The sequence below is a fragment of the Aquitalea magnusonii genome (genome assembly GCF_003202035.1).
In the GTDB taxonomy this organism is placed as follows: Bacteria; Pseudomonadota; Gammaproteobacteria; order Burkholderiales; family Chromobacteriaceae; genus Aquitalea; species Aquitalea magnusonii.
Genome location: NZ_QJKC01000005.1, coordinates 213,626 through 234,855, shown reverse-complemented (window position 1 = coordinate 234,855; position 21,230 = coordinate 213,626). Strand labels below are relative to the sequence as shown.

19 protein-coding genes are annotated in these 21,230 nt (G+C 63.3%); 14 read left to right on the top strand and 5 right to left on the bottom strand.

Features of this window, described 5'->3' with window-relative positions; translation table 11 throughout:
* The first annotated feature begins 179 nt into the window (after positions 1 to 179).
* A complete protein-coding gene (gene hpaA / locus DFR38_RS07540; RefSeq protein ID WP_059285039.1) occupies positions 180 to 1,067 on the top strand; it encodes a 4-hydroxyphenylacetate catabolism regulatory protein HpaA in 888 nt (295 codons plus the stop codon).
* Between the two features lie 7 nt (positions 1,068 to 1,074).
* Here the strand turns inward: hpaA and DFR38_RS07535 are convergent, their stop codons facing one another.
* The gene (locus DFR38_RS07535; RefSeq protein ID WP_110313226.1) at positions 1,075 to 2,025 is read right to left on the bottom strand and encodes a helix-turn-helix domain-containing protein; all 951 of its coding nucleotides are present in this window, start codon (positions 2,023 to 2,025) and stop codon (positions 1,075 to 1,077) included.
* Between DFR38_RS07535 and DFR38_RS07530 the strand changes: the two genes are divergently transcribed.
* The 8 genes from DFR38_RS07530 to DFR38_RS07495 all read left to right on the top strand — a co-directional run bounded on the left by DFR38_RS07530 (position 1,984) and on the right by DFR38_RS07495 (position 11,241).
* Complete coding sequence (locus DFR38_RS07530; protein ID WP_146215945.1) at positions 1,984 to 2,421, top strand: hypothetical protein; 438 nt, start codon at positions 1,984 to 1,986, stop codon at positions 2,419 to 2,421. The two genes, DFR38_RS07535 and DFR38_RS07530, sit on opposite strands and share 42 nt — an antisense overlap.
* A gap of 148 nt (positions 2,422 to 2,569) precedes the next feature.
* The gene (locus DFR38_RS07525) at positions 2,570 to 4,069 is read left to right on the top strand and encodes an aldehyde dehydrogenase family protein (RefSeq protein WP_059285036.1); all 1,500 of its coding nucleotides are present in this window, start codon (positions 2,570 to 2,572) and stop codon (positions 4,067 to 4,069) included.
* A gap of 88 nt (positions 4,070 to 4,157) precedes the next feature.
* Positions 4,158 to 5,489 carry an aspartate aminotransferase family protein gene (locus DFR38_RS07520; protein ID WP_059285035.1) on the top strand — a complete coding sequence of 444 codons (1,332 nt, stop codon included), beginning with the start codon at positions 4,158 to 4,160 and terminating at the stop codon, positions 5,487 to 5,489.
* A 62-nt stretch (positions 5,490 to 5,551) separates the two neighbouring features.
* Complete coding sequence (locus tag DFR38_RS07515; protein ID WP_059285034.1) at positions 5,552 to 6,286, top strand: helix-turn-helix transcriptional regulator; 735 nt, start codon at positions 5,552 to 5,554, stop codon at positions 6,284 to 6,286.
* Positions 6,287 to 6,405: 119 nt separating this feature from the next.
* Positions 6,406 to 7,917 (top strand): APC family permease, encoded by a 1,512-nt coding sequence (locus tag DFR38_RS07510; RefSeq protein WP_110313224.1) that lies wholly within the window; start codon positions 6,406 to 6,408, stop codon positions 7,915 to 7,917.
* Positions 7,898 to 8,509 (top strand): DUF3156 family protein, encoded by a 612-nt coding sequence (locus tag DFR38_RS07505; protein ID WP_059285033.1) that lies wholly within the window; start codon positions 7,898 to 7,900, stop codon positions 8,507 to 8,509. Before DFR38_RS07510 ends, DFR38_RS07505 begins: the two co-directional genes overlap by 20 nt.
* A 37-nt stretch (positions 8,510 to 8,546) precedes the next feature.
* Positions 8,547 to 10,223: an arylsulfatase gene (locus DFR38_RS07500; protein ID WP_059285055.1), complete on the top strand. Its 1,677-nt coding sequence runs from the start codon at positions 8,547 to 8,549 to the stop codon at positions 10,221 to 10,223.
* A gap of 1 nt (position 10,224) precedes the next feature.
* On the top strand, positions 10,225 to 11,241 hold the full coding sequence (locus tag DFR38_RS07495; RefSeq protein ID WP_110313223.1) for a formylglycine-generating enzyme family protein: 1,017 nt from the start codon (positions 10,225 to 10,227) through the stop codon (positions 11,239 to 11,241).
* On the opposite strand, the gene hpaR is transcribed toward DFR38_RS07495, so the two are convergent.
* Complete coding sequence (gene hpaR / locus DFR38_RS07490) at positions 11,238 to 11,714, bottom strand: homoprotocatechuate degradation operon regulator HpaR (protein WP_059285031.1); 477 nt, start codon at positions 11,712 to 11,714, stop codon at positions 11,238 to 11,240. The genes DFR38_RS07495 and hpaR overlap by 4 nt on opposite strands.
* Positions 11,715 to 11,872: 158 nt before the next feature.
* On the opposite strand from hpaR, the gene DFR38_RS07485 reads away from it, so the two are divergent.
* Complete coding sequence (locus DFR38_RS07485; protein WP_059285030.1) at positions 11,873 to 12,661, top strand: SDR family NAD(P)-dependent oxidoreductase; 789 nt, start codon at positions 11,873 to 11,875, stop codon at positions 12,659 to 12,661.
* A 161-nt stretch (positions 12,662 to 12,822) separates the two neighbouring features.
* Here DFR38_RS07485 and DFR38_RS07480 read toward each other — a convergent pair whose 3' ends face one another.
* The 3 genes from DFR38_RS07480 to fabI all read right to left on the bottom strand — a co-directional run bounded on the left by DFR38_RS07480 (position 12,823) and on the right by fabI (position 15,409).
* Positions 12,823 to 13,602, bottom strand: coding sequence for an SDR family oxidoreductase (locus DFR38_RS07480; RefSeq protein ID WP_110313222.1), 780 nt, complete (start codon positions 13,600 to 13,602; stop codon positions 12,823 to 12,825).
* Between the two features lie 9 nt (positions 13,603 to 13,611).
* The gene (locus tag DFR38_RS07475) at positions 13,612 to 14,445 is read right to left on the bottom strand and encodes a MoaF C-terminal domain-containing protein (RefSeq protein WP_059284728.1); all 834 of its coding nucleotides are present in this window, start codon (positions 14,443 to 14,445) and stop codon (positions 13,612 to 13,614) included.
* A 175-nt stretch (positions 14,446 to 14,620) separates the two neighbouring features.
* The gene (gene fabI, locus DFR38_RS07470) at positions 14,621 to 15,409 is read right to left on the bottom strand and encodes an enoyl-ACP reductase FabI (protein WP_059284729.1); all 789 of its coding nucleotides are present in this window, start codon (positions 15,407 to 15,409) and stop codon (positions 14,621 to 14,623) included.
* Between the two features lie 330 nt (positions 15,410 to 15,739).
* Between fabI and DFR38_RS07465 the strand changes: the two genes are divergently transcribed.
* The 4 genes from DFR38_RS07465 to DFR38_RS07450 are packed head-to-tail and all read left to right on the top strand — an operon-like array spanning position 15,740 to position 21,180.
* On the top strand, positions 15,740 to 17,527 hold the full coding sequence (locus DFR38_RS07465; protein WP_059284730.1) for an extracellular solute-binding protein: 1,788 nt from the start codon (positions 15,740 to 15,742) through the stop codon (positions 17,525 to 17,527).
* A 2-nt stretch (positions 17,528 to 17,529) separates the two neighbouring features.
* Positions 17,530 to 18,579, top strand: coding sequence for a microcin C ABC transporter permease YejB (locus DFR38_RS07460; RefSeq protein ID WP_059284731.1), 1,050 nt, complete (start codon positions 17,530 to 17,532; stop codon positions 18,577 to 18,579).
* Positions 18,576 to 19,607, top strand: coding sequence for an ABC transporter permease (locus DFR38_RS07455; RefSeq protein ID WP_110313221.1), 1,032 nt, complete (start codon positions 18,576 to 18,578; stop codon positions 19,605 to 19,607). The genes DFR38_RS07460 and DFR38_RS07455 overlap by 4 nt, the downstream gene beginning before the upstream one ends.
* 1 nt (position 19,608) lies before the next feature.
* Positions 19,609 to 21,180 (top strand): ABC transporter ATP-binding protein, encoded by a 1,572-nt coding sequence (locus DFR38_RS07450; protein ID WP_110313220.1) that lies wholly within the window; start codon positions 19,609 to 19,611, stop codon positions 21,178 to 21,180.
* Positions 21,181 to 21,230 lie beyond the last annotated feature (50 nt).

The following is a 21,230-nucleotide window of genomic DNA, read 5'->3' as shown; positions in this document are numbered from 1 at the left end:
AGTTTCAGCTGCTGGTGGCTGCCGGTTTTGTGCAGGCTGATGGAGAAAAATCATGCTAAGTCTATGAAAATAATGGATTTGAAAATGACGGCTTTGCCGACGGAAAAAGGTGGCTGTACAAAAGCTGACATTGCCGGCGGGCTGTAGTATTTTCAGCACAGCGATGCACAGGAGCGGCCATGGCGCAGAACAGACCTACACCAATACCCAATATCAACATCGGCAAGGTGTATGACAGCCGCTATGGCGAGTCGGACATCAATATCGAAGCCTTTGGCAAACTGGCGGAATTCTTTGGCCGCAATATGCCGGTGCATCGGCATGACCGTTTCTTTCAGCTGCACTATCTGGCCAGCGGGCAGATCCGCCTGTATCTGGAGGAGCAGCAATACCTGGCGCAGGCACCGCTGTTCTTTTTTACCCCGCCCACCGTGCCGCATGCCTTCATTACCGAGGCGGATGCCGAAGGTTTTGTGCTGACGGTCAGGCAGGAACTGGTGCGCCAGCTTTTGCACACCCTGCCGGCGCCGCAGCTGGAGCCGTGGCTGATGCAGCCGGCCTGTGTCGAGCTGCAGGATGAGCCGGCAGCCCGGCGCCTGCCCTTGCTGCTGGGGCTGTTAAGCGAGGAGTTCATGGGGGAGGGGCGGGGAAGGGAAGCGGCCATGCAGGGTCTGACCCAGCTGATTCTGGTCGCTGCCTTGCGACTGTCACAGCATGCCGGGCCTACCGCGCATTTTCGCCGCGAAGACCTGCAGATCTTCCATCGCTTCAATGCGCTGATCGAGGCTCATTACCGCGAGCACTGGTCGCTATGGCGCTATGGCGAGGCCATGGGGGTGACCGAGTCGCGGCTGAACGATATTTGCCGGCGCATGGCCGACCTGCCGTCCAAGCGGCTGATTCACGACCGCCTGCTGCAGGAAGCCCGGCGGCTGCTGATTTTTTCTGCCAGTTCGGTCAACGAGATTGCCTATCACCTCGGCTTCAAGGATCCGGCGTATTTCTCGCGTTTCTTCCTGCGTGAAACCGGGCTCAAGCCCAGTGACTACCGCCGCCGCAACAGCTGATGCCCGGCTATTGCAACAAGCCGCGGCTGCGGGTGTCCGACGGCAGCTCGCAAAACAGCTTGCGGTAATCGCGGGCGAAATGCCCCAGATGGTAAAAGCCCCAGTAGGCTGCCGCTTCACGTATGCCGCGGGCAGCGTGTGCGGGCGACAGCAGCATGCGCCGTACCGCATTGAGCCGGATCGAACGCAGGTAGTCCACCGGCGTGGTGTTGGCAATCAGCTGGAAACTGTTTTGCAGGGTACGCCGGCTCACGCGCAATTGCTGGCACAGGTCGAGCACGGTGACCGGTTCGTCGCTGCAATCCATCACGATGGCCTGGCTGCGCCGGACAATATCGCTGTGGGTGGCATAGGTCAGGTTCAGCCGCTGCTCCGGCACACTGTCGTGCAGCATGTCCAGCAGCAGGCTGATCAACTGGTGCTGCACCAGTTTCTGGCTGCCGGCAAATTCCAGCAGGTCGGGGTTTTCCAGTGCCTGTTCGAACACGCCCAGCAAGGTGCTGCGGGTGCTGGCCAGCTGCTCCGGCCGCACTTGTATCACCGGCTGCCAATGGCGTTGGCCGGATAGCTGCTGGTAGAACTCCGGCGCCAGCGCGGCCAGGTCTTCATTGCGCACCGACAACTGGATGGAGTCCACCTCCGGTGGCACATGCATGATGAATTCTTCATTGCTGCGCAAGGCGGTGATGGCATGGCTGCCTACCGAGCGGCCTTGCAGGGTGAGCGGCAGCGGGGCGTGGATGGGAATGGCAAAGTGCACCATGTCGGCCGGTGCCCGGCCATATTGCACCACACGCTGGTTGAGCACTTCGCGAAACACTTCCAGCTGGCCGGTGTTCAGCCGCGATAGCGAGCTGCAAAAGCGGCCGCTGCTGATCTGGTCGTAAACCTGTTGCCAGCTGCGCAGATGGGCGGCATGGTGCTGCGCGTCGTTGAAATGACGGATTTCGGCCAGCATGGTGGACCTCCTGATGCGTTGTCTCTCTGGCGGCAGGGCAGGCCCGGCCACTTTATTTCTCTTTTGGCGTTTTGGGTGATGGCTGACCGTTGGGCGGACATGGCGGGCGGCATCTTGGTGTCGCTCCTGCCGGTGTGGCATGCCGGACAGCTTAAAGCATATCCGGCCTGCCTTCGTATCTTCAGCGATTTGTCTTCTGGCTGCAAAAAATACTTAACATGTTATCTAATTGGGCTGGGCAGCCGTTGGCAGACGCTGGGCGCAAGCCTTGCCTGGCAAGGGCTGTGGCGCGCTGCTGGCTGTTTCATCCTTGCAACATGGCCGTGGTTTTTCCGGCTCGTCCACCCGGCCTGTCTTTTGGCCGACGCAGCTGCAGGCTTTGCCGATTTGGGATAAGCCGGCGAAAAAGTGCCGCGTATATTGACCTGCAACAAGGCCCCCTTACCGGCCGCCTGCTAGGGCAGCGCCAGGGGGATCAGAACATATTGCCGCAAGCGCGGGTCTGGCCGCTGCGACTGGCACATCTACTGAGGAGTTAAGCGTGATGGATCAAAACCTGGTGGCCGTGCTGCCGCAAGTCACGGCATTCGTGCAGAAGGAACATGGCCTGTTGATCGACGGTCGTGCAGTGGCCGCCTTGTCCGGCCAGCGCAGCGAGGTGCGCAATCCGGCCACCGGACAGGTGATTGCCAGCGTGGCCGATGGCAACGAGCAAGACGTTGATGCGGTGGTGCAAAGTGCCCATCGTGCCTTTCGCTCCGGGGTATGGTCCGGTCTGCGGCCGGCCGACCGCGAACGCATTTTGCTCAAGCTGGCCGATGTGCTGGAGGTGCATGCCGAGGAACTGGCCCAGCTGGAAACGCTGAACCAGGGCAAGTCCATCCATATTTCGCGTGCCATCGAAGTGGGCGCGGCCATCGAGTTTGTCCGCTATATGGCGGGCTGGGCCACCAAGCTGGGCGGCGAAACCATGGATGTGTCGATTCCGGTACCGCCGGGCAGCCGCTATACCGCCTACACCCGCCGCGAGCCCATCGGCGTGGTGGCCGGCATCGTGCCGTGGAATTTCCCGCTGATGATTGCCATCTGGAAGATGGTACCGGCGCTGGCCGCCGGTTGTACCGTGGTGCTGAAGCCTTCCACCGAAACCCCGCTCACCGCCCTGCGCCTGGGTGAGCTGGCGCTGGAAGCCGGCATTCCGCCCGGCGTGGTGAATGTGCTGACCGGGCGTGGTTCCCGCGCCGGCCAGGCGCTGGCGGCGCACCCGCTGATCAGCAAGATTTCCTTTACCGGCTCCACTGAAATCGGCAAGACCGTCGGCCATGCCGCCATCGACAACATGACCCGTTTCTCGCTGGAACTGGGCGGCAAGAATCCGATGATCATGCTGGGCGACATCGATGTCGACAAAGCCATCCAGGGTGCACTGATGGGCGGCTTTCTCAATCAGGGCCAGGTGTGTGCCGCGGCTTCGCGCCTGTACATCCATCGCAGCAAATTCCACCAGGTGGTCGAAGGGCTGGCTGCCGCCGCCAACAGCATGACGCTGGGCAGCGGGCTAGACCTGAACGCCCAGGTCAATCCGCTGGTGTCGGCACGGCAGCAGCAGTCGGTATGCCGGCTGATCGAGGCGGGTCGTAGCGAAGGCGCCAGCATTCTGGCCGGTGGCGGCGCGGCCGATCTGCCCGGTTACTTTGTCAAGCCCACCATCATGATCAATGCGGCGCAGCACAGCACCATCGTGCAGGAAGAGGTATTCGGCCCGGTGCTGGTGGCGCTGCCTTTCGACAGCATCGACGAAGCCATCGCCATGGCCAATGACTCGCGCTATGGCCTGGCTGCCAGCTTGTGGACCAACGATCTGTCGGCCGCCATGCACATCGTGCCGCAAATCCAGGCAGGCACGGTGTGGGTCAACAGCCATATTCCGCTCGACCCCAGCCTGCCGTTTGGCGGCTTCAAGCAATCCGGCATCGGCCGCGAGTTTGGCCGCGGCGCGGTGGAGAATTTTACCGAGACCAAGTCGGTGTGCATCGCCTACTGAGTCACTGACAAGCCCCCTGATGACCCGGGGTTTTGCGAGGTTTTGTTGGCCGTCACCGGTCGCATATTTGTCTGCAAAGGAGTAACCCATGTCTTACGACAAGTCCCGTTTCTGGCACCCCATGCTGCACCCCAATGAAATGCAGCGGCGCGAGCCCATCCGCATCGTGCGTGGCGAAGGCTGCCATGTATTTGATGACCAGGGCCGCAAGCTGGTGGATGGCGTGGCCGGGCTGTGGAATGTCAACGTCGGCCACAACCGCCCGGAAATCAAGCAGGCCATCGTGTCCCAGCTGGATGAGCTGGAATATTTCCAGCTGTTTGACGGCATCTCCCACCCGCGCGCCGAAGAGCTGTCCGCCACCATCATCGACATGCTGAAGCAAGAGGACATGGCGCGCGTCAGCTTCAGTTCCGGTGGTTCGGATGCGGTGGAAACCGCGCTCAAGCTGGCCCGCCAGTACTGGCGCGTCTGTGGCCAGCCGGACCGCACCAAGTTCATCTCGCTCAAGCAGGGCTATCACGGCGTGCATTTTGGTGGTGCCTCGGTTAACGGCAATACCGTGTTCCGCCGCAATTACGAACCCTTGCTGCCGGGTTGCTTCCATGTGGAAACGCCGTGGCTGTACCGCAACCCGTTTACCGATGATCCGGAAGAACTGGCGCAGATGTGCGCGCAGATGCTGGAGCGGGAAATCCAGTTCCAGAGCCCGGATACCGTGGCCGCCTTCATTGCCGAGCCCATCCAGGGTGCCGGTGGCGTGATCGTGCCGCCGGCCAGCTACTGGCCGCTGATCCGCGCCGTGTGTGACAAGTACGGTGTGCTGCTGATTGCCGATGAAATCGTCACCGGCTTTGGCCGCTCCGGCTCCATGTTCGGCAGCCGGCTGTGGGGGGTGAAGCCGGACATCATGTGTCTGGCCAAGGGCATTTCCTCCGGCTATGTGCCTTTGGGTGCCACCGTGGTCAATCAGCGTATTGCCGATGCCTTTGCCCAAAACCAGGACTTCGGTGGGGTGGTGATGCATGGCTACACCTATGCCGGCCACCCGGTGGCCTGCGCCGCCGCCATTGCCAACCTCAAGATCGTGCGCGAGGAAAACCTGCCGGCCCAGGCGGCCGCCCAGGGTGAATACCTGCTGGGCCAGCTCAAGCCGTTTGCCGACAAATACGCGGCGGTGGGCGAGGTGCGTGGCAAGGGCCTGATGATTGCGCTGGACCTGGTGCAGGACAAACACACCCGCGAGCCGATCGACCCGATGGGCGGTTATGCCAACAAGGTGGCGGAGATCGCCCGCGAAAACGGCGTGCTGGTGCGCCCGGTGGGCACCAAGATCATCCTGTCGCCGCCGCTGGTGATCGGTCAGGCCGAGTGCGATGCCATCGTGGCAGCGCTGGCCGCCGGTTTCGACGCCGCCTGAGTTGTCTGATGGCAGGGGGTGCGCCTGTCGCGGCGCCCTCTGCCTGCTGATGGGGCCTTGCCATGCACACCCTTGTCGCCTCCGCCGCAGCGGAACAGCAGTTGCAACGCAGCCTGGACGTGCTGCACGATTTGCTGCCCTTGAGCGCCTGTGCCTTTTATCGGGTCAACCGGCAGCAACAGCCGCACGACTTTTTGCTGCGCAGCATGCCGGATGCGGTGCACCAGCGCTATGTCAGCCGTTACATGCAGCATGACCCCTTGCATCCGGCGCGGCTGGCAGTGCAGCCACGCAATGTGGTGGCCTTGCGCGAGGTGCTGGCCGCGCCAATGCAGCCGGCCTCGCGCTACGCCCCTTTCCTGGCCAGCAGCCGGGTGGTGGACGTGGTGGAAATCCTGCTGCGTCGTGGCGGGAGGGTGGTGGCTGGTATCTCCTTGCTGCGCCAGGGGCGCATGCATGGTTTTGCCGCCGAGGAGCTGCAGTTGCTGCAGCAGGTTTACAGCCTGCTGGATATGGCGCTGGAGCCCTGCCTGCAGTCAGGCTACCCGTCGCGCACGCCGGTGCCACTGACCGGGCGCGAGGCCGAGATTGCCCGCCTGCTGTGTGCCGGTGCCTGCAACAAGAGCATGGCCCGTGCGCTGGACATCGGTCTGGCCACGGTCAAGACCCATTTGCTGCACCTGTTTCGCAAGTTTGCCGTATCCAATCGTACCGAACTGGCCTGCGCCCTGTTTGCACAGCAGCAAGCGGCAGCACCGGGCCCAGCCAGCCAGGACAGTGCCGGAAGTCATCCATAACAACAAGGATTTCCGGTTTTTGCATGGGAAAGACCGCAGTGGTGCGCCACAGACGGGCCAGCCGCCCGCTGCCCTGCCGGCTCTCCCATCGTTAGCGTATCTTCAGGAGGAGAAACCAGATGTCGATAGAGAAGAAACTGACCCAGCACCTGCAGCAAGGGGTGGTGGGCTTTCCGGTGGCGCTGGCCAGTTCGGTCGGCGTGGTGATGGCCAGCCCGGTCATCCTGACCGTGACCAGCGGTTTTGGCATGGCCGGCAGTACCTTTGCCCTGGCCATGCTGATTGCCTTCATCATGATGCAGGCGCAGGCCACCACCTTTGCCGAGGCGGCGTCCATGCTGCCCACCTCGGGCGCCGTCTACGATTATATTTCCGCAGGTCTGGGGCGCTTCTGGGCGATTACCGGCACCATTTCCGCCTATCTGCTGGTGCATGTGTTTGCCGGTACGGCTGAAACCATCCTGTCCGGCATCATGGCGCTGGTGAACTTTGAACACCTCAACACCATGCTGGAACACAGCGGTAGTTCGTGGATGGTGGGGGTGGGGCTGGTAGTGCTGTTCGGCATTCTCAATGCCCTGGGCATCACCATTTTCGGCAAGGCGGAAATCATCCTCACCTTCGTGATGTGGGCCACGCTGACCGTGTTCGGCGTCATTGGTCTGATCAAGGCACCGGCGGTGTCGTTGCAGGGCTGGTTTGGCAGTCCGCTGGATCTGTCCGACCCCAGCGGTGTGCTCAGCCTGATCGGCATGGCCATGTTCATGTTTGTCGGCTTCGAACTGGTCACCCCGCTGGCACCGGAGCTGAAAAATGCCGGCCGCAACATTCCGCGTGCCGCCCGGCTGGGCCTGACCGGCGTGGCCGTGACCATGGCCGTTTATGGTGCGGCCATGGTGCACCAGGTGGCCAATGTGGCGATGGACCCGAAAAATCCTGCCGGCCCGCATCTGCTGGATACGCCGATGGCCATCCCGGCCTTTGCCGAGCAGGTGATGGGGCCGTTCGGCAAGATCTGGCTGGGCATCGGCCTGCTGTTTGCCGGGGCCGCCACCATCAACACCCTCATTGCCGCGCTGCCACGCATCCTGTACGGCATGGCCATCGATGGCGCGCTGCCCAAGGCTTTCACCTACCTGCACCCGCGTTTCAAGACCCCGCTGCTGGGCATCCTGGTGGCAGTGATCATTCCCTGTAGCCATGCCTGGCTGATCCAGGGGGATCTGGACCGCATCATGCCGCTGGTGCTGGCGGCCGTCTGTGCCTGGGGTGTGGCTTATCTGCTGGTGAACCTGGCGGTGGCGCGCTTGCGCTTCACCCGGCCGGACTTTCCCCGCGCCTATCGCTCGCCGTGGTTTCCGCTGCCGCAGATCATCTCCTCGGTGGGCATTCTGATCGCCATCTGGTACATCACCCCGCCCGGCATGCATCCGCGTGACATCTACCTGCCTTTCGGCATCATGCTGGGCCTGACCGCGCTGTATGCGCTGCTGTGGACGGTGCTGGTACAGAAAGTGCATCCCTTCCGTGCCGTGGCGCTGGAGGACATTCTCACGGCCGAGTTCGGCAAGGTGGGGGGCCATGCCTCGCTCATCGACGAGGAGCTGAAGCGTGTGGCAACGAGCGCTTGATTTTGCCCTGCGCCCCCGGCTGCCCAAGGGCTACCGGCCGGGGGAGACCCTGGCACGGCTGCAGCGCGACCTGAGCGGCCTGGATTATCTGGGCGAGGAGGGGGGCTGCCGCCGCTATGCACTGCCCGGCAGCAACTGGAGCGTGCTGGTGAGCGAAGTGGTGGACAGCCAGCTGCTGCTGCATACCGTCAGCTGTCGCTTCAGCCTGCAGCTGCCGCTAGCCGGCCCGGCCCGGCCATGCCGGCTGGCTTTCAACCATCGTGGCAGCTGGCGGCGTAGCGGCATTGCCTGTCGTCTGCTGCGTGGTGATGCCGAGGAACTGGCCGTCTTGCGGCAGCGGCTGGTGCAGGATGCCGACCTGCACACCGCGCTGATGCCGCTGGATTTCAAACGCTGCGAACTGCTGGGCGATGCCGCAGGCTGGCGCGTGGAGATAGAACCCTTCGCCGCCAGCGAAGTGGTTGGCAGATTTCCGCCATTTCGCCGCTATATCCGTCTGATCAACACCCAGAAACTGGCAGTGCTGGCCGCTATGGCAGCATTGCGCCGCCTGCTTTTGGCGCAAGATGGCCCTCCCCTGACACAAGACTGAGGGCAGCTGCGACGCCAGCCTGCCCGGGAGGATGGACATGCGGCACAGCAGACTGGCACTTGGCAGCGCGCTTCTCTGGCTGGCCACGGCGGTGCAGGCCGCCGGGCCGGCAGCACGGCCCAATATCGTGCTGCTGGTGGTGGACGACATGGGCTATTCCGATCTGGGTGCCATGGGGGGCGAAATCGACACCCCCCACCTCGATGCCTTGCTGCGTGAAGGCCGGCTGCTGTCCAGCATGCTGGTGGCACCCACCTGTTCACCCACCCGCGCCATGCTGCTATCCGGCATGGACAATCATCTGGCTGGCGTTGGCAATATGGCCGAGATGATGACGCCCACGCTGACGCCGCATCAGCTGGGGCAGGCCGGTTACGAAGGTTATCTGGCCAGCCGGGTGGTGGCGCTGCCGCAGCTGCTGCGCGAGGCCGGCTATCACACTTATCTGAGTGGCAAGTGGCATCTGGGCATGGCGGATGGTCAACGGCCGGAGAGCCGCGGCTTCGAACGCTCCTTTGCCCTGATGAATGGCGGAGCGGCGCATTTCAACCAGTCGGCCCCGCAACAGATCGTGGCTGGCACGCCAGCGCCGACCTATCGCGAAGATGGCCGCATTGTTGCCTTGCCCGCCGATTTCTACTCCAGCACATTCTTTACCGACAAGCTGATCAGCTATCTGGATCAGCAGCCTGCCGATGGCCAGCCTTTCTTCGCCTATCTGGCTTACACCGCACCGCATCTGCCCTTGCAGGCGCCCGACCGCTTCTTGCAGCAATATCGTGGCCGCTATGCCGCCGGCTACGAGGAAGTCGCCCGCCAGCGCATTGCCCGCATGCAGCGGCTGGGGCTGATCGGTCCGCAGCTTAAGCCTGTACCCATGCCGCCCGGCGTCCGGCCCTGGGCCAGCCTCAGCCCGGCCGAGCAGGCCCGTTCCGCCCGCGATATGGAAGCCTATGCCGCCATGCTGAGTGCGCTGGATGCCGAAGTGGGCCGGCTGGTGGCGTATCTGAAGCAGCGCGGCCAGTTTGAGCAGACCGTCATCCTCTTTGTGTCCGACAACGGCCCGGAAGGCAATGACTGGGCCGCCGATGCCGGGAACAAAAGCTGGATACCGGCCAATTTTGACAACCGGCTGGAGAATATCGGCCGTCCCGATTCCTTTGCCTTCCAGGGACCGGCCTGGGGCCAGGTCAGCGCCCAGCCTTTCCGCTATTTCAAGGCTTACACCTATGAGGGCGGGGTGCGCTCGGCTTCCTTCATCCGCTTTCCCGCCAGCATTCCCGCAGGGCGCAGCACGCAACTGCTGACCGCCATGGACGTGATGCCCACCCTGCTCGAACTGGCGGGTGCACGGCATCCGGGCCTGCTGTGGCAGGGCCACACGGTATTACCCATGCAGGGCATGTCGATGCTGCCCTATCTGCAAGGCCGTGCCGCCGTGCACAATCCCGATTATGTATGGGCCACCGAGCTGATGGGGCGGCAGGCATTGCGCAAGGGGCACTGGAAAATCGTCTACCAGTACCAGGGGCGTAGCCACGGCCGCTGGGCACTGTACGATCTGCAACAGGATCCGGGCGAACAGCATGATGTTGCCAGCCGCCATCCGGCCAAGCTCGACGAATTGCTGACGGAATGGGCGCAGTATGTGCAGCGCAATAATGTGCGCCTCGGCACGAGTGATACCAGCTATCCGCTGACGGGAGACGAATGACATGCTGCGTGGCTTGATCGCTGGGGGATGGCTATGCCTCAGCCTGGCGGCAGCAGCGGCCCCGCTGCTGGGCAGTGCCGCAGCCTGTCGCCGCTACGACGGGCTGCCCGGCACGCAGGCGGCGGCACAAGGCTGGGTGCCGGGCGGGCGCTTCATCATGGGGGCGGATGATGCCTATCCGGAAGAAGCACCGGCGCGCGAGGTCCAGCTCAAAGGCTTCTGGATGGATAGACACGAAGTGAGCAATGCCCAGTTTGCCCGCTTTGTGCGCGCCACCGGCTATCGCACCCTGGCCGAGCGCGGGCTGGATGGCCGGCACTACCCTGATGTGCCAGCCAGGCTGCGCCAGCCCGGCTCCATGGTGTTCATCATGCCCAGCCGGCTGGACCCGGACCAAGTCAACTGGTGGCACTTTGTTCCCGGCGCCAACTGGCGGCAGCCGGAAGGGCCGGGCAGCAGCTGGCGCGGCCGGGAAAACCACCCGGTGGTGCATATCGCCCGCGAGGATGCCATGGCCTATGCGCGCTGGGCCGGGCGCAGCCTGCCTACCGAGGCCGAGTTCGAATATGCCGCGCGTGGCGCTGTCGCCAGCCGTTTTCCCTGGGGAGACAGCCTGCAGCGACAGGGCAGGCAGATGGCCAATACCTGGCAGGGGCCTTTCCCCTTCAAGAACAATACTGAAGATGGCTTTGCCGCTACCGCCCCGGTGGGCTGTTTTGCCGCCAATGGCTATGGCCTGTTCGACCTGATCGGCAATGTGTGGGAATGGACGGCAGATGACTGGAGTACGCCGCTGCCCGCTGCCACGGCGCAGCCGGCGCTGAATCTGGAAGCTGCCCTGTCATTGCAGGCGCGTGGCAGCAAGCTGGGCACCATCAAGGGGGGTTCCTTCCTGTGTTCGCCGCTGTATTGCCAGCGTTACCGGCCCAGTGCCCGTCATGCCCAGGAATTGAGCCTGGGCAGCAGCCATATCGGTTTTCGTACCGTAGCGTACGCACCCGGCCCGGCAGGACCTTAAGCTTCCTCCAGCGTGCTGCCCAGCAGTACGCCGGGCTGGGGGGCGGGCAGCTGTTCCAGCTCGTTCAGCAGGCTGATCAGCAGCTCCAGTTTTTCCTCGCCGAAATGGGCTTCGATCTGCTCGTAGCAGGCGGTGGACAGCGGCGCCACCTGCCGGGTGAGGCGGCGACCTTCCTTGGACAAGGACACGATCAGCCGGCGGCTGTCCACCTTGTCGCGGCTGCGCTGCACCAGGCCGGCCTTTTCCATGCGTACCAGAATGCCGGTCAGGCTGGGCGACAGGATGCAGGCCAGGTCGGCAATCATGCCGGCTTCCATTTCGCCGCGATCATCCAGCAGCCGCAAGATGCGCCATTGCTGCTCGGTCAGACCCACGCTGTTGAGCAGGGGACGGAAGTAGGCCATCACCGCTTCGCGGGCGCGCAACAAATGCTGGGGGAGGCGGTGCTGGTTTTGGGGACTCTGTTTGGACATGGGGCACAGGATGGGCAATGTTTTTAACATCTTAACATTCAGTTTCCTGCAACCCAAGTACCTCGCTGTTTGTGCAGGTGGCTGTCCACCATTTGATGGATGGGGGGCAGTCGTGCCGCGGCCTAGACTGGGCCCTTGTCCACCAACAGGAGCAAGACATGAGCGAACACGCCAGAACCATCGTCATTACCGGAGCCGGCAGCGGCATCGGGGCCGCCTGCGCCCGGCTGCTGGCTGCCGATGGCCACACCCTGGTATTGATCGGCCGCCGCGCTGCGCCCTTGCAGGCAGTGGCACAGGACTGCGGCGCGCTGGCCCTGGTGGGCGATGCCGCCAGCAGTGCCGACTGGCAGGCATTGCTGGCCCGGATCATGCAGCGTTACGGGCGGATTGACGGCCTGTTGTGCTGCGCCGGTGGTCTGGGCATGGGCAGTGCGCTGGCTACCGACGATGCGGCATGGCAGGCGGCCATGCGTGCCAATCTGGATTCGGCCTTTGTCAGCACGCGCGCCTGCCTGCCGGCCCTGATCAACAGCCGGGGGGCCGTGGTGTTGCTGGCCTCGATTGCCTCGCTGGCCGCCGGCCCGGAAGTCTGTGGCTATACCACGGCCAAGCATGCGCTGATCGGCCTGACCCGTTCGCTGGCGCGCGATTATGGCCCGCAAGGGGTGAGGGTGAATGCGGTCTGCCCCGGCTGGGTAAAGACGCCGATGGCCGACGAGGAAATGCAGCCGCTGATGCAGCACTATGGCGACAGCCTGCAGCAAGCCTATGCCCGGGTGACGGCCGACGTGCCCTTGCGCCGCGCCGCGGCCGCAGAGGAAATCGCCGCGGTATGCCGCTTTTTGCTGTCGGAGCAGGCCAGCATCATCACCGGCGCCGCCATTGTGGCGGATGGCGGCTCCAGCATCGTCGATGTACCGACGCTGGCTTACAGTCAGCTGTGACAGCATGCCAGCAACAAGACCGCCGGGTGGCGGTCTTGTTGCGTGCCGGGAATAAAACCGCTGCTGCGGCCTTGAGCCTCCTGGCTCGACTGCAGGTGCTGTCGGCAGCTGCGCGCCTGGCCGCGCTGTTAACTGCTGCCAACTGGCTGCGCCATAGCCGATCAGGGCATGACGGCGCTGCTCTCCGGCAAGGTGGCACCGCCATCCACCACGATGGTCTGGCCGGTGATGTAGGCAGCCGCGTCGGAGGCGAGAAACAGCATGGCTGCCGCGATATCGCCCGGCTCGCCCAGCCGGCCCAGCGGGATGCCGCGGGCAATGGCCGCATTCACGTCGGCATCGCCCAGATTATCCATGGCTGGTGTGCGTATCATCCCCGGCTCCACCCCGTTGACGGTGATGCGATCCGCCGCCAGTTCCAGTGCGGCGGCACGGATAAAGCCGTTGACCCCGGCCTTGGACGCCGCGTAATGCGCCAGCCCCGGATAGGCAACCCGCGGGCCGGTTACCGATGAGGTGGCGATGATGCGTCCGCCCCCCTGGCGACGCATGGCCGCTTGTGCGGCCTGACTCAGCCAGAACAGTGCCTGCAGGTTGACGGCCAGGGTGCGTTGCAGCAGGGGCGGGCGGATGTCGGCAAACGCCGTCAGCGGGAAATAGGCGGCATTGTGGATCAGCACATCCAGCCGGCCGTGTTGTGCCAGCACGCGGCCTACCAGTGCGGCGGCCTGTTCTGGTTCGGCCAGATCGCACTGGCAGGCGCTGGCCTGCAGCCCTTGCGCCCGCAAGGCTGCGGCCGTGGCCTGGGCTAGTTCGCCCTGCAAGTCCGCCACCACCACCGTGGCGGCATGGCGGGCAAACAGCTGGCAGATGGCGGCGCCTATGCCTTGCGCGCCGCCGGTCACCAGCACCACCTTGCCGGCAAAGTCTGGGTTGGGCATGGCCGCTCCTCAGTCGTGCAGCGGGTGGCTGGTGCGGTTGAGGATCTGTGTCCTGGCACCCACCGGGAAATTGGCAATGGCGCTGAAGTCATTGCCCTGATAGCCGAAAATCTTGCCATCGGTTTTCAGTTGCTGCAGGTCGATCAGCACCACGCCCAGTGTGGGGATGATTTTCTCGCGCCAGACAAACAGGTAGAGCTCGTGGTCCAGCTTGAAGTAGTGGCAGCGGTCTACATCGGCCAGCCCCTGTTCCACCCCTTGCAGGCACTGCCAGGTATAAAAGTGGCTGTTCAGATAGATATGCTCGTAACACTCGGTGGGGCTGTAGCGGTACAGGTTGCGCAGGCCGAGCAACTCATCGGTGACATGGTGCAGGGGGGTATTGGCCGCAAGTGGCTGATCGAGGCTGCCATGGGCAAACTGGCAGCGCACTGCGGTGAGTTCCTGGCCCTGATTGACGCGGCTGAAGGCGGACTGCGCCACTTCCTGTGCGCTGGGCAGCTGGCCGGCCACCGCGGTAAACAGCGCAGCGCTCAGATCCAGTACCAGGCTGAGCGAATGGCCATGTGCCTGGCGCGGGATGAAGTCCAGCAGCACGATGCCGGGGCGCAGGCTGCTGGCGCGGTAAGCGCCCTGACCGACAAAGCCCTCGGCGCTGCCCTGGCCCAGGCTTGTCAGCTGGCACTCCTGCTCGCCCACCTGCAGGCTGGCGCTGCTGCCATCGGCAAAGTGCAGCACAAACTTTCGCCCTTGCAGGACTGCTGTGCCGGGAAGGATGTGGCTGTCCGGCGCGAAACCATCGGCCAGATCGCCGACGGGAATGAATACGGGTTGGCTGCTCATGCTGTTCTCCTGATTGGGTAATGGCCCGGTCAGTGTGCGAGAGCGGCGCTGGCGGCACCATCCACCATTTGGTTGAACCCGGCGGGGCGCGCACAGCAAAACGGGGCGGTTTCCGGTCAAGGAAGCCGCCCCGTGGCAGACCTGTCAGCAGTGCAGCCGGCTAGGCCGGGATGACTCAGGCGTCCGGTACGTTCATCGAGTTGATGCTGAAGCCGGCATCAACATAGGTGATTTCACCGGTAATGCCGGAGGCCAGGTCCGACAGCAGGAAGGCTGCGGTGTTGCCCACTTCCTCGGTGGTGACGTTGCGGCGCAGACAGGACTGGCCGGCAGCAATCGACAGCAGCTTGGAGAAGCCGGAAATGCCGGCAGCGGCCAGGGTCTTGATCGGACCGGCGGACAGGCCGTTGACACGGATATTGTCCTTGCCCAGGCTGGCGGCCATGAAGCGTACCGACGATTCCAGGCTGGCCTTGGCCAGACCCATCACGTTGTAGTTCGGGATGGCGCGGATGGCACCCAGATAGGACAGGGTCAGCAGGGCGGCATTGCGGCCTTGCATCATCGGGCGTGCTGCCTTGGCCAGCGCCGGGAAGCTGTAAGCGGAAACATCGTGCGCGGTGTGGAAGGCTTCGCGGGTCAGCGCATCCAGGAAGTCGCCTTCCAGCGATTCGCGCGGGGCGAAGGCAATGGCATGCACCAGGCCGTCCAGACCATCCCACTGCTTGCCCAGATCGACAAACAGCTGGTTGATTTCATCATCGCTCTGCACATCGCAGCGGAAAACCAGCTCGCTGCCGAAATCCTTGGCCATTTCACGTACACGGTCTTCCAGCTTGTCCACCACATAGGTGAAAGCCAGCTCCGCGCCTTGCTTGTGGCACGCCTGGGCGATGCCATAGGCGATGGAGCGGTTGGAGATCATGCCGGTAATCAGAATTTTTTTGCCTTGCAGAAAGCCCATTTGGAGTCCTTCTTGGTAGAAACAGGGGGGCATTATACCCAAGCCTGCACTACGCTGTCGTGGGGATTGTCCGACAGCCGTCGTGCACGAGGCGGCAAGGCCGCGAATCGCGCGTCCGGCAGACGGTCGGAAAAAGGTTTATATCGTGGTAACAGGCCGTGCGCCACGGGCTGGAGCGTTCCGCCGCCAGCCGGAAACAGGCTATCCTGTCCACAATGCATGATTATCCCGTTCTGCCCGGGCTGGGCGGCAGACTGTCGCCGGCAGCCGCAAAACGGAAAACCGCAATGATAAGCTAGTCATGATTAATGCGTAAGCAGTCACAACAATATGAAACAACAACATTGGCTAGGGGTTTTGCTGCTGCTGTGGGCTGCCAGGGGGATGGCTGCTCCGGCTCAGGCCATGGGCTATACCCCGAAATACGCCGCCGGTTTTACACATTTTGACTATGTCGAGCCGCAAGCGCCCAAGGGCGGGCAACTGGTATTGCCGGCGCAGGGCAGTTTCGACACGCTGAATCCTTTCACCCTGAAAGGGGACAAGGCCGATGGCGTACAGGCGCTGTTGCTGGATACGCTGGGCGTGTCCAGCGAGGACGAACCCTATAGCTGCTATGGCCTGCTGGCCGACGACATGCAGCTGGCTGCCGACAAGTTGTCGGTACGCTTTCACCTGAACCCGCTGGCGCGCTTTGCCAATGGCCGCCCGGTGCAGGCTGCCGATGTAGTGGCCTCCTTCAATACCCTGACGCGCGACCCGGCGGCCACGCCGCTATACCGCGTCTACTGGGCCGATGTGCAACAGGCGGTAGCGGTGGATGCCGCCACCGTGCGCTTTGACTTCAAGCGCCGGAATTCCGAGCTGCACATGACGCTGTGCCAGCTGCCGGTGTTTTCCCGGCAATGGATTGCTGCCGGCAAATCGCTGGCCGATGTGGCCCTGCAGCCACCGGTCGGCTCCGGCCCCTATGTGCTGGAGCGCTATGACCTGGGCAAGAACATCAGCTTCAAGCGCAATCCGCAATACTGGGCAGCCAGGCTGCCGGTTCGCCGGGGCATGTTCAATTTCGACCGCATCCGCTACCGCTATTACCAGGACGAAACCGCCCGGCTGGAAGCCTTCAAGGCCGGCGAGTTCGATGTGTCGGCCGAGAACATGGCCAAGCAATGGGCGCGCGGCTATGTCGGCCCCAAGTTTGACGATGGCCGCATCATCAAGAAAGCCCTGCCGCACCAGCTCAGTGCCGGCATGCAGGGCTTTGTGTTCAATCTGCGGCGGCAGCAGTTTGCCGACAAGCGCTTGCGCCAGGCCATCAGCCTGGCCTTTGATTTCGAATGGGCCAACCGTAACCTGTTTTATGGCCAGTACCGGCGCAGCAACAGCTTTTTTACCAATAGCGATCTGGCCGCCAGCGGTCTGCCGGGGCCGGACGAGCTGAAGCTGCTCAATCCGATCAAGGACAAGCTGGACCCGGTGGTGTTCGGCCTGCCGGTGGAACCACCGTTTACCGATGGCCGCTATGGCATCCGCCGTAATCTGCGCCAGGCGCGCCAGCTGTTGTTCGAGGCGGGCTGGCGCTACGAGGGCGGTTTGCTGGTCGACCATCGCGGCCGCCCGCTACGCATCGAGTTTCTGACCTATTCCAAGGTATACGACCGGGTGGCCAGCGGCTGGCAGCAGAATCTGGCCAAGCTGGGCATCACCCTGACGGTGCGGCTGGTGGACCCGGCCATCTACCAGCGCCGGCTGAATGATTTCGACTACGACATGACGGTGGTGGTGTATGGCGCCAGCAATAGCCCGGGCAACGAGCAACTGGACTACCACAGCTGTCAGGCGGCGCAGACCCCCGGTTCGCAAAACTGGGCCGGGCTGTGCGATCCGGCGGTAGAGGCCCTGCTGCCCGATTTCCAGCAGTTTGCCGACCGCCGCCAGTTGCAGGCGGCCAGCCGGGCGCTGGACCGGGTCTTGCGTGCCGGCTACTACCTGCTGCCCAACTGGTATCTGCCTTATTACCGCATGGCCTGGTGGAACCGCTTTGGCCAGCCGGCCAAGCTACCTTTGTATTACAGCCCGACCATGTGGGCCATCGAAACCTGGTGGGAGAAAAAATGAGCATGTGGCGCTATATCCTCAAACGCCTGTTACTGATGATTCCCACCCTGATCGGCGTGCTGGCGCTCACCTTTGCCATCATCCAGCTGGTGCCGGGCGGACCGGTGGAGCAGATGGTGCAGCAACTGGGCCACAGCGGTGTGGCCGGCGAGACGGTCAGCAGCGGCAGCCCGTATCAGAGCCGCGGCGGGCTGCAACCGGAAGAGTTGCAGGCACTGCGCAAGCTGTATGGCTTTGACCAGCCGCCCTTGCAGCGCTTTGGCCACATGCTGGCCGGTTTTGCCCGCTTTGATCTGGGCGAGAGCTTTTTCCATCACCAGTCGGTGGCGCAGCTGATCCTGTCCAAGCTGCCGGTGTCGATGAGCATCGGCCTGTGGACCTTTTTCATCACCTATCTGCTGTGCATTCCGCTGGGCATTGCCAAGGCGGTGCGTGACGGCAGCCTGTTCGATCTGGCCAGCAGCACGCTGATTCTGGTCGGCTATGCCATTCCCGGTTTTGTGCTGGGGGTGGCCTTGCTGGTGCTGTTCGGTGGCGGCAGTTTCTGGCAGCTGTTCCCGCTGCGCGGCCTGGTCAGCGACAACTGGTCCAGCCTCAGTTTCATCGACAAGCTGCTGGATTACCTGTGGCACATCGTGCTGCCAGTGACCGCCTCGGTGGTGGGGAATCTGGCGGTGATGACCATGCTCACCAAGAATGTGTTTCTGGAAGAAATCCGCCGCCAGTATGTCTACACCGCGCGCGCCAAGGGTTTGTCGGAACGCGCCATCCTGTACCGCCATGTCTTCCGCAATGCGCTGATCCCGCTGATTACCGGCTTTCCGGCGGCCTTTATCGGCGCCTTCTTTACCGGCAGCCTGCTGATCGAAACCCTGTTCTCGCTGGACGGGCTGGGCCTGCTGTCCTACGAGTCGGTGATGCGCCGCGATTACCCGGTGGTGATGGGCAGCCTGTATGTGTTCACCCTGCTGGGCTTGCTGGCCAAGCTGTTGTCCGATCTGAGCTATGTGCTGGTGGACCCGCGTGTCAGCTTCGAGGGAGGTGAGCGATGAGCCATGTGCCCGGTCTCACTCCCGGTCAGCGCGCCTGGCGGCGTTTTTGCCAGCACAAGCGCGGCTTTTACAGCCTGTGGCTGTTCCTGCTGCTGTTTGCACTGTCGCTGGGGGCCGAGCTGCTCTCCAACGACCGCCCGCTGGTGGTGCGCTATCACGACCAGCTGTATTTCCCCCTGCTGTTCGATTACCAGGAAACCACATTCGGCGGCGATTTTGACACCGCCACCGATTATCTCGACCCCTTCATCCAGGACCAGTTTGCCCGGCCGGGCAACTTTGCCGTCTATGCGCCCAATCCCTACAGCTACAACACGGTGAATTATTTTGCCGACAACCCCAACCCGGCGGCGCCGTCGGCTGACAATGTGCTGGGCACCGATGATCGCGGGCGGGACGTGCTGGCACGGCTGATCTACGGCTTTCGGGTGTCGGTGCTGTTTGCACTGGCACTGACCGTGTCCGGCACGCTGCTGGGGGTGCTGTTCGGCTCGCTGCAGGGTTTTTTCGGCGGCAAGTTCGATCTTGTGCTGCAAAGACTGCTGGAAATCTGGGGCAGCCTGCCCGAGCTTTACCTGCTGATCATCCTGGCCTCGCTGTTCAAGCCCAGCCTGCTGCTGCTGTTATTGCTGCTGACGGTATTCGGCTGGATGGGGCTGGCCGATTATGTGCGTGCCGAGTTCCTGCGTAACCGCCAGCTGGAATATGTGCTGGCGGCGCGCGCGCTGGGGCTGAACAGCCTGCAGATCATGTGGCGGCATTTGCTGCCCAACAGCCTGACACCGGTGCTGGCCTTTCTGCCCTTCCGGGTGAGCGGGGCGATTCTGGCACTCACCAGCCTGGATTTTCTCGGTCTGGGGGTGCCATCCAGCACGCCCAGCCTGGGCGAGCTGCTGGCACAGGGCAAGGACAATCTGGACGCCTGGTGGATTGCCCTGCCCACCTTCGCCGTTCTCACCACCACCCTGCTATTGCTGATCTTCATCGGCGAAGGGCTGCGTGCCGCCATGGATACCCGGAAAGGCTGAGATGGAAACCCTGTTGACCGTTGCCGCGCTCAATGCCCACTTTGGCCGCCAGCAAGTGTTGTCCTCGGTGGGCTTCAGCGTGGCCGCCGGCGAAAAGGTGGCGCTGGTGGGTGAATCCGGCTCCGGCAAAACCGTGACCGCCCAGGCCCTGCTGCAGCTCAATCCCGATGTCCGGCTCAGCGGCTCCATCCGCCTGGCCGGTGAGGAGCTGCTGGGAGCCGGCGAAAAGCGCCTGCGCCAGATACGTGGCCGCGATATCGCGATGATTTTTCAGGAACCCATGCATGCGCTCAACCCGCTGTTCACCATTGGCCGGCAAATCGGCGAAACCCTGACCCTGCATCTGGGACTGAATGCCCGTGAAGCGCGGGCCGAGGCCATCCGCCTGTTGCTGCGTACCGGCATCAGCGAGGCGGCTGACAAGATAGACAGCTACCCCTTCCAGCTGTCCGGCGGCCAGCGCCAGCGCGCGATGATCGCCATGGCGCTGGCCTGCCAGCCGCGCCTGTTGATTGCCGATGAGCCCACCACGGCACTGGATGTGACGGTGCAGGCGCAAATCCTGCAACTGCTGGACGAATTGCAGCAGGAACTGGGCATGGCGGTGCTGTTCATCACCCACGACCTCAACCTGGTGCGGCGCTTTGCCGACAAGGTGGTGGTGATGCGCGGCGGCCTGGTGGTGGAAAGTGGCAAGGTGGCACAGGTGTTCCGCCAGCCCGCCCACCCGTATACCGCCGAATTGCTGGCCAGCCGGCCGGATGTGCTGGACGAGGAAGCCGCCCCAGTCATGCCGCCGCGTCTGCTGGCGCGCAATCTGGCGGTCAGCTATGTCCAGAAAAGCGGCCTGCTGCGCCGGCGCGAGCAGACGGTGTTGCAGGATGTGTCACTCAGCGTGCCCGCCGGGCGGACACTGGGCATTGTCGGGGAATCGGGCTCGGGTAAGACCACGCTGGGCCTGGCCCTGCTGCGGCTGTTGCCGTGCCGCGGCGAGATCAGCCTGGATGATGTCGATCTGCAGGGCTTGCGCGGCGGCGCACTGCGCCGGGCACGCAAGGATTTCCAGGTGGTATTCCAGGACCCGTTCGCCGCGCTGTCGCCACGCATGACGGTGGGGCAGATCGTGGCCGAAGGGCTGGAACGGCACCAGCCGCAGCTCAGCCACGCCGAAATCCGCCAGCAGGTGGTGGCCACCCTGGCCGAAGTGGGCCTGCATCATGAATGCATGGAGCGCTATCCGCATGAATTCTCCGGTGGTCAGCGCCAGCGTATTGCCATCGCCCGGGCATTGATTCTCAAGCCCAAGCTCCTGCTGCTGGACGAACCGACCAGTGCGCTGGATGCCACCTTGCAAAAACAGGTGCTGCAGCTGTTGCGCAGCCTGCAGCGCAAATACGGCCTCAGTTATCTGTTCATCAGTCATGATCTGGCGGTGATCCGCGCGGTGGCGCATCAGGTGCTGGTATTGCAGGGCGGACGGGTGGTGGAGCAGGGGGCTGCCGGCCAGTTGTTCGCGGCGCCACGGCAGGCCTATACCCGCCAATTGCTGGCAGCGGCCTTGGCGGACTCTTGAAAAGCGCCGTTGCCGCTCCCATTGTCTGAAGATGGCCGTGGCTGCAGAGC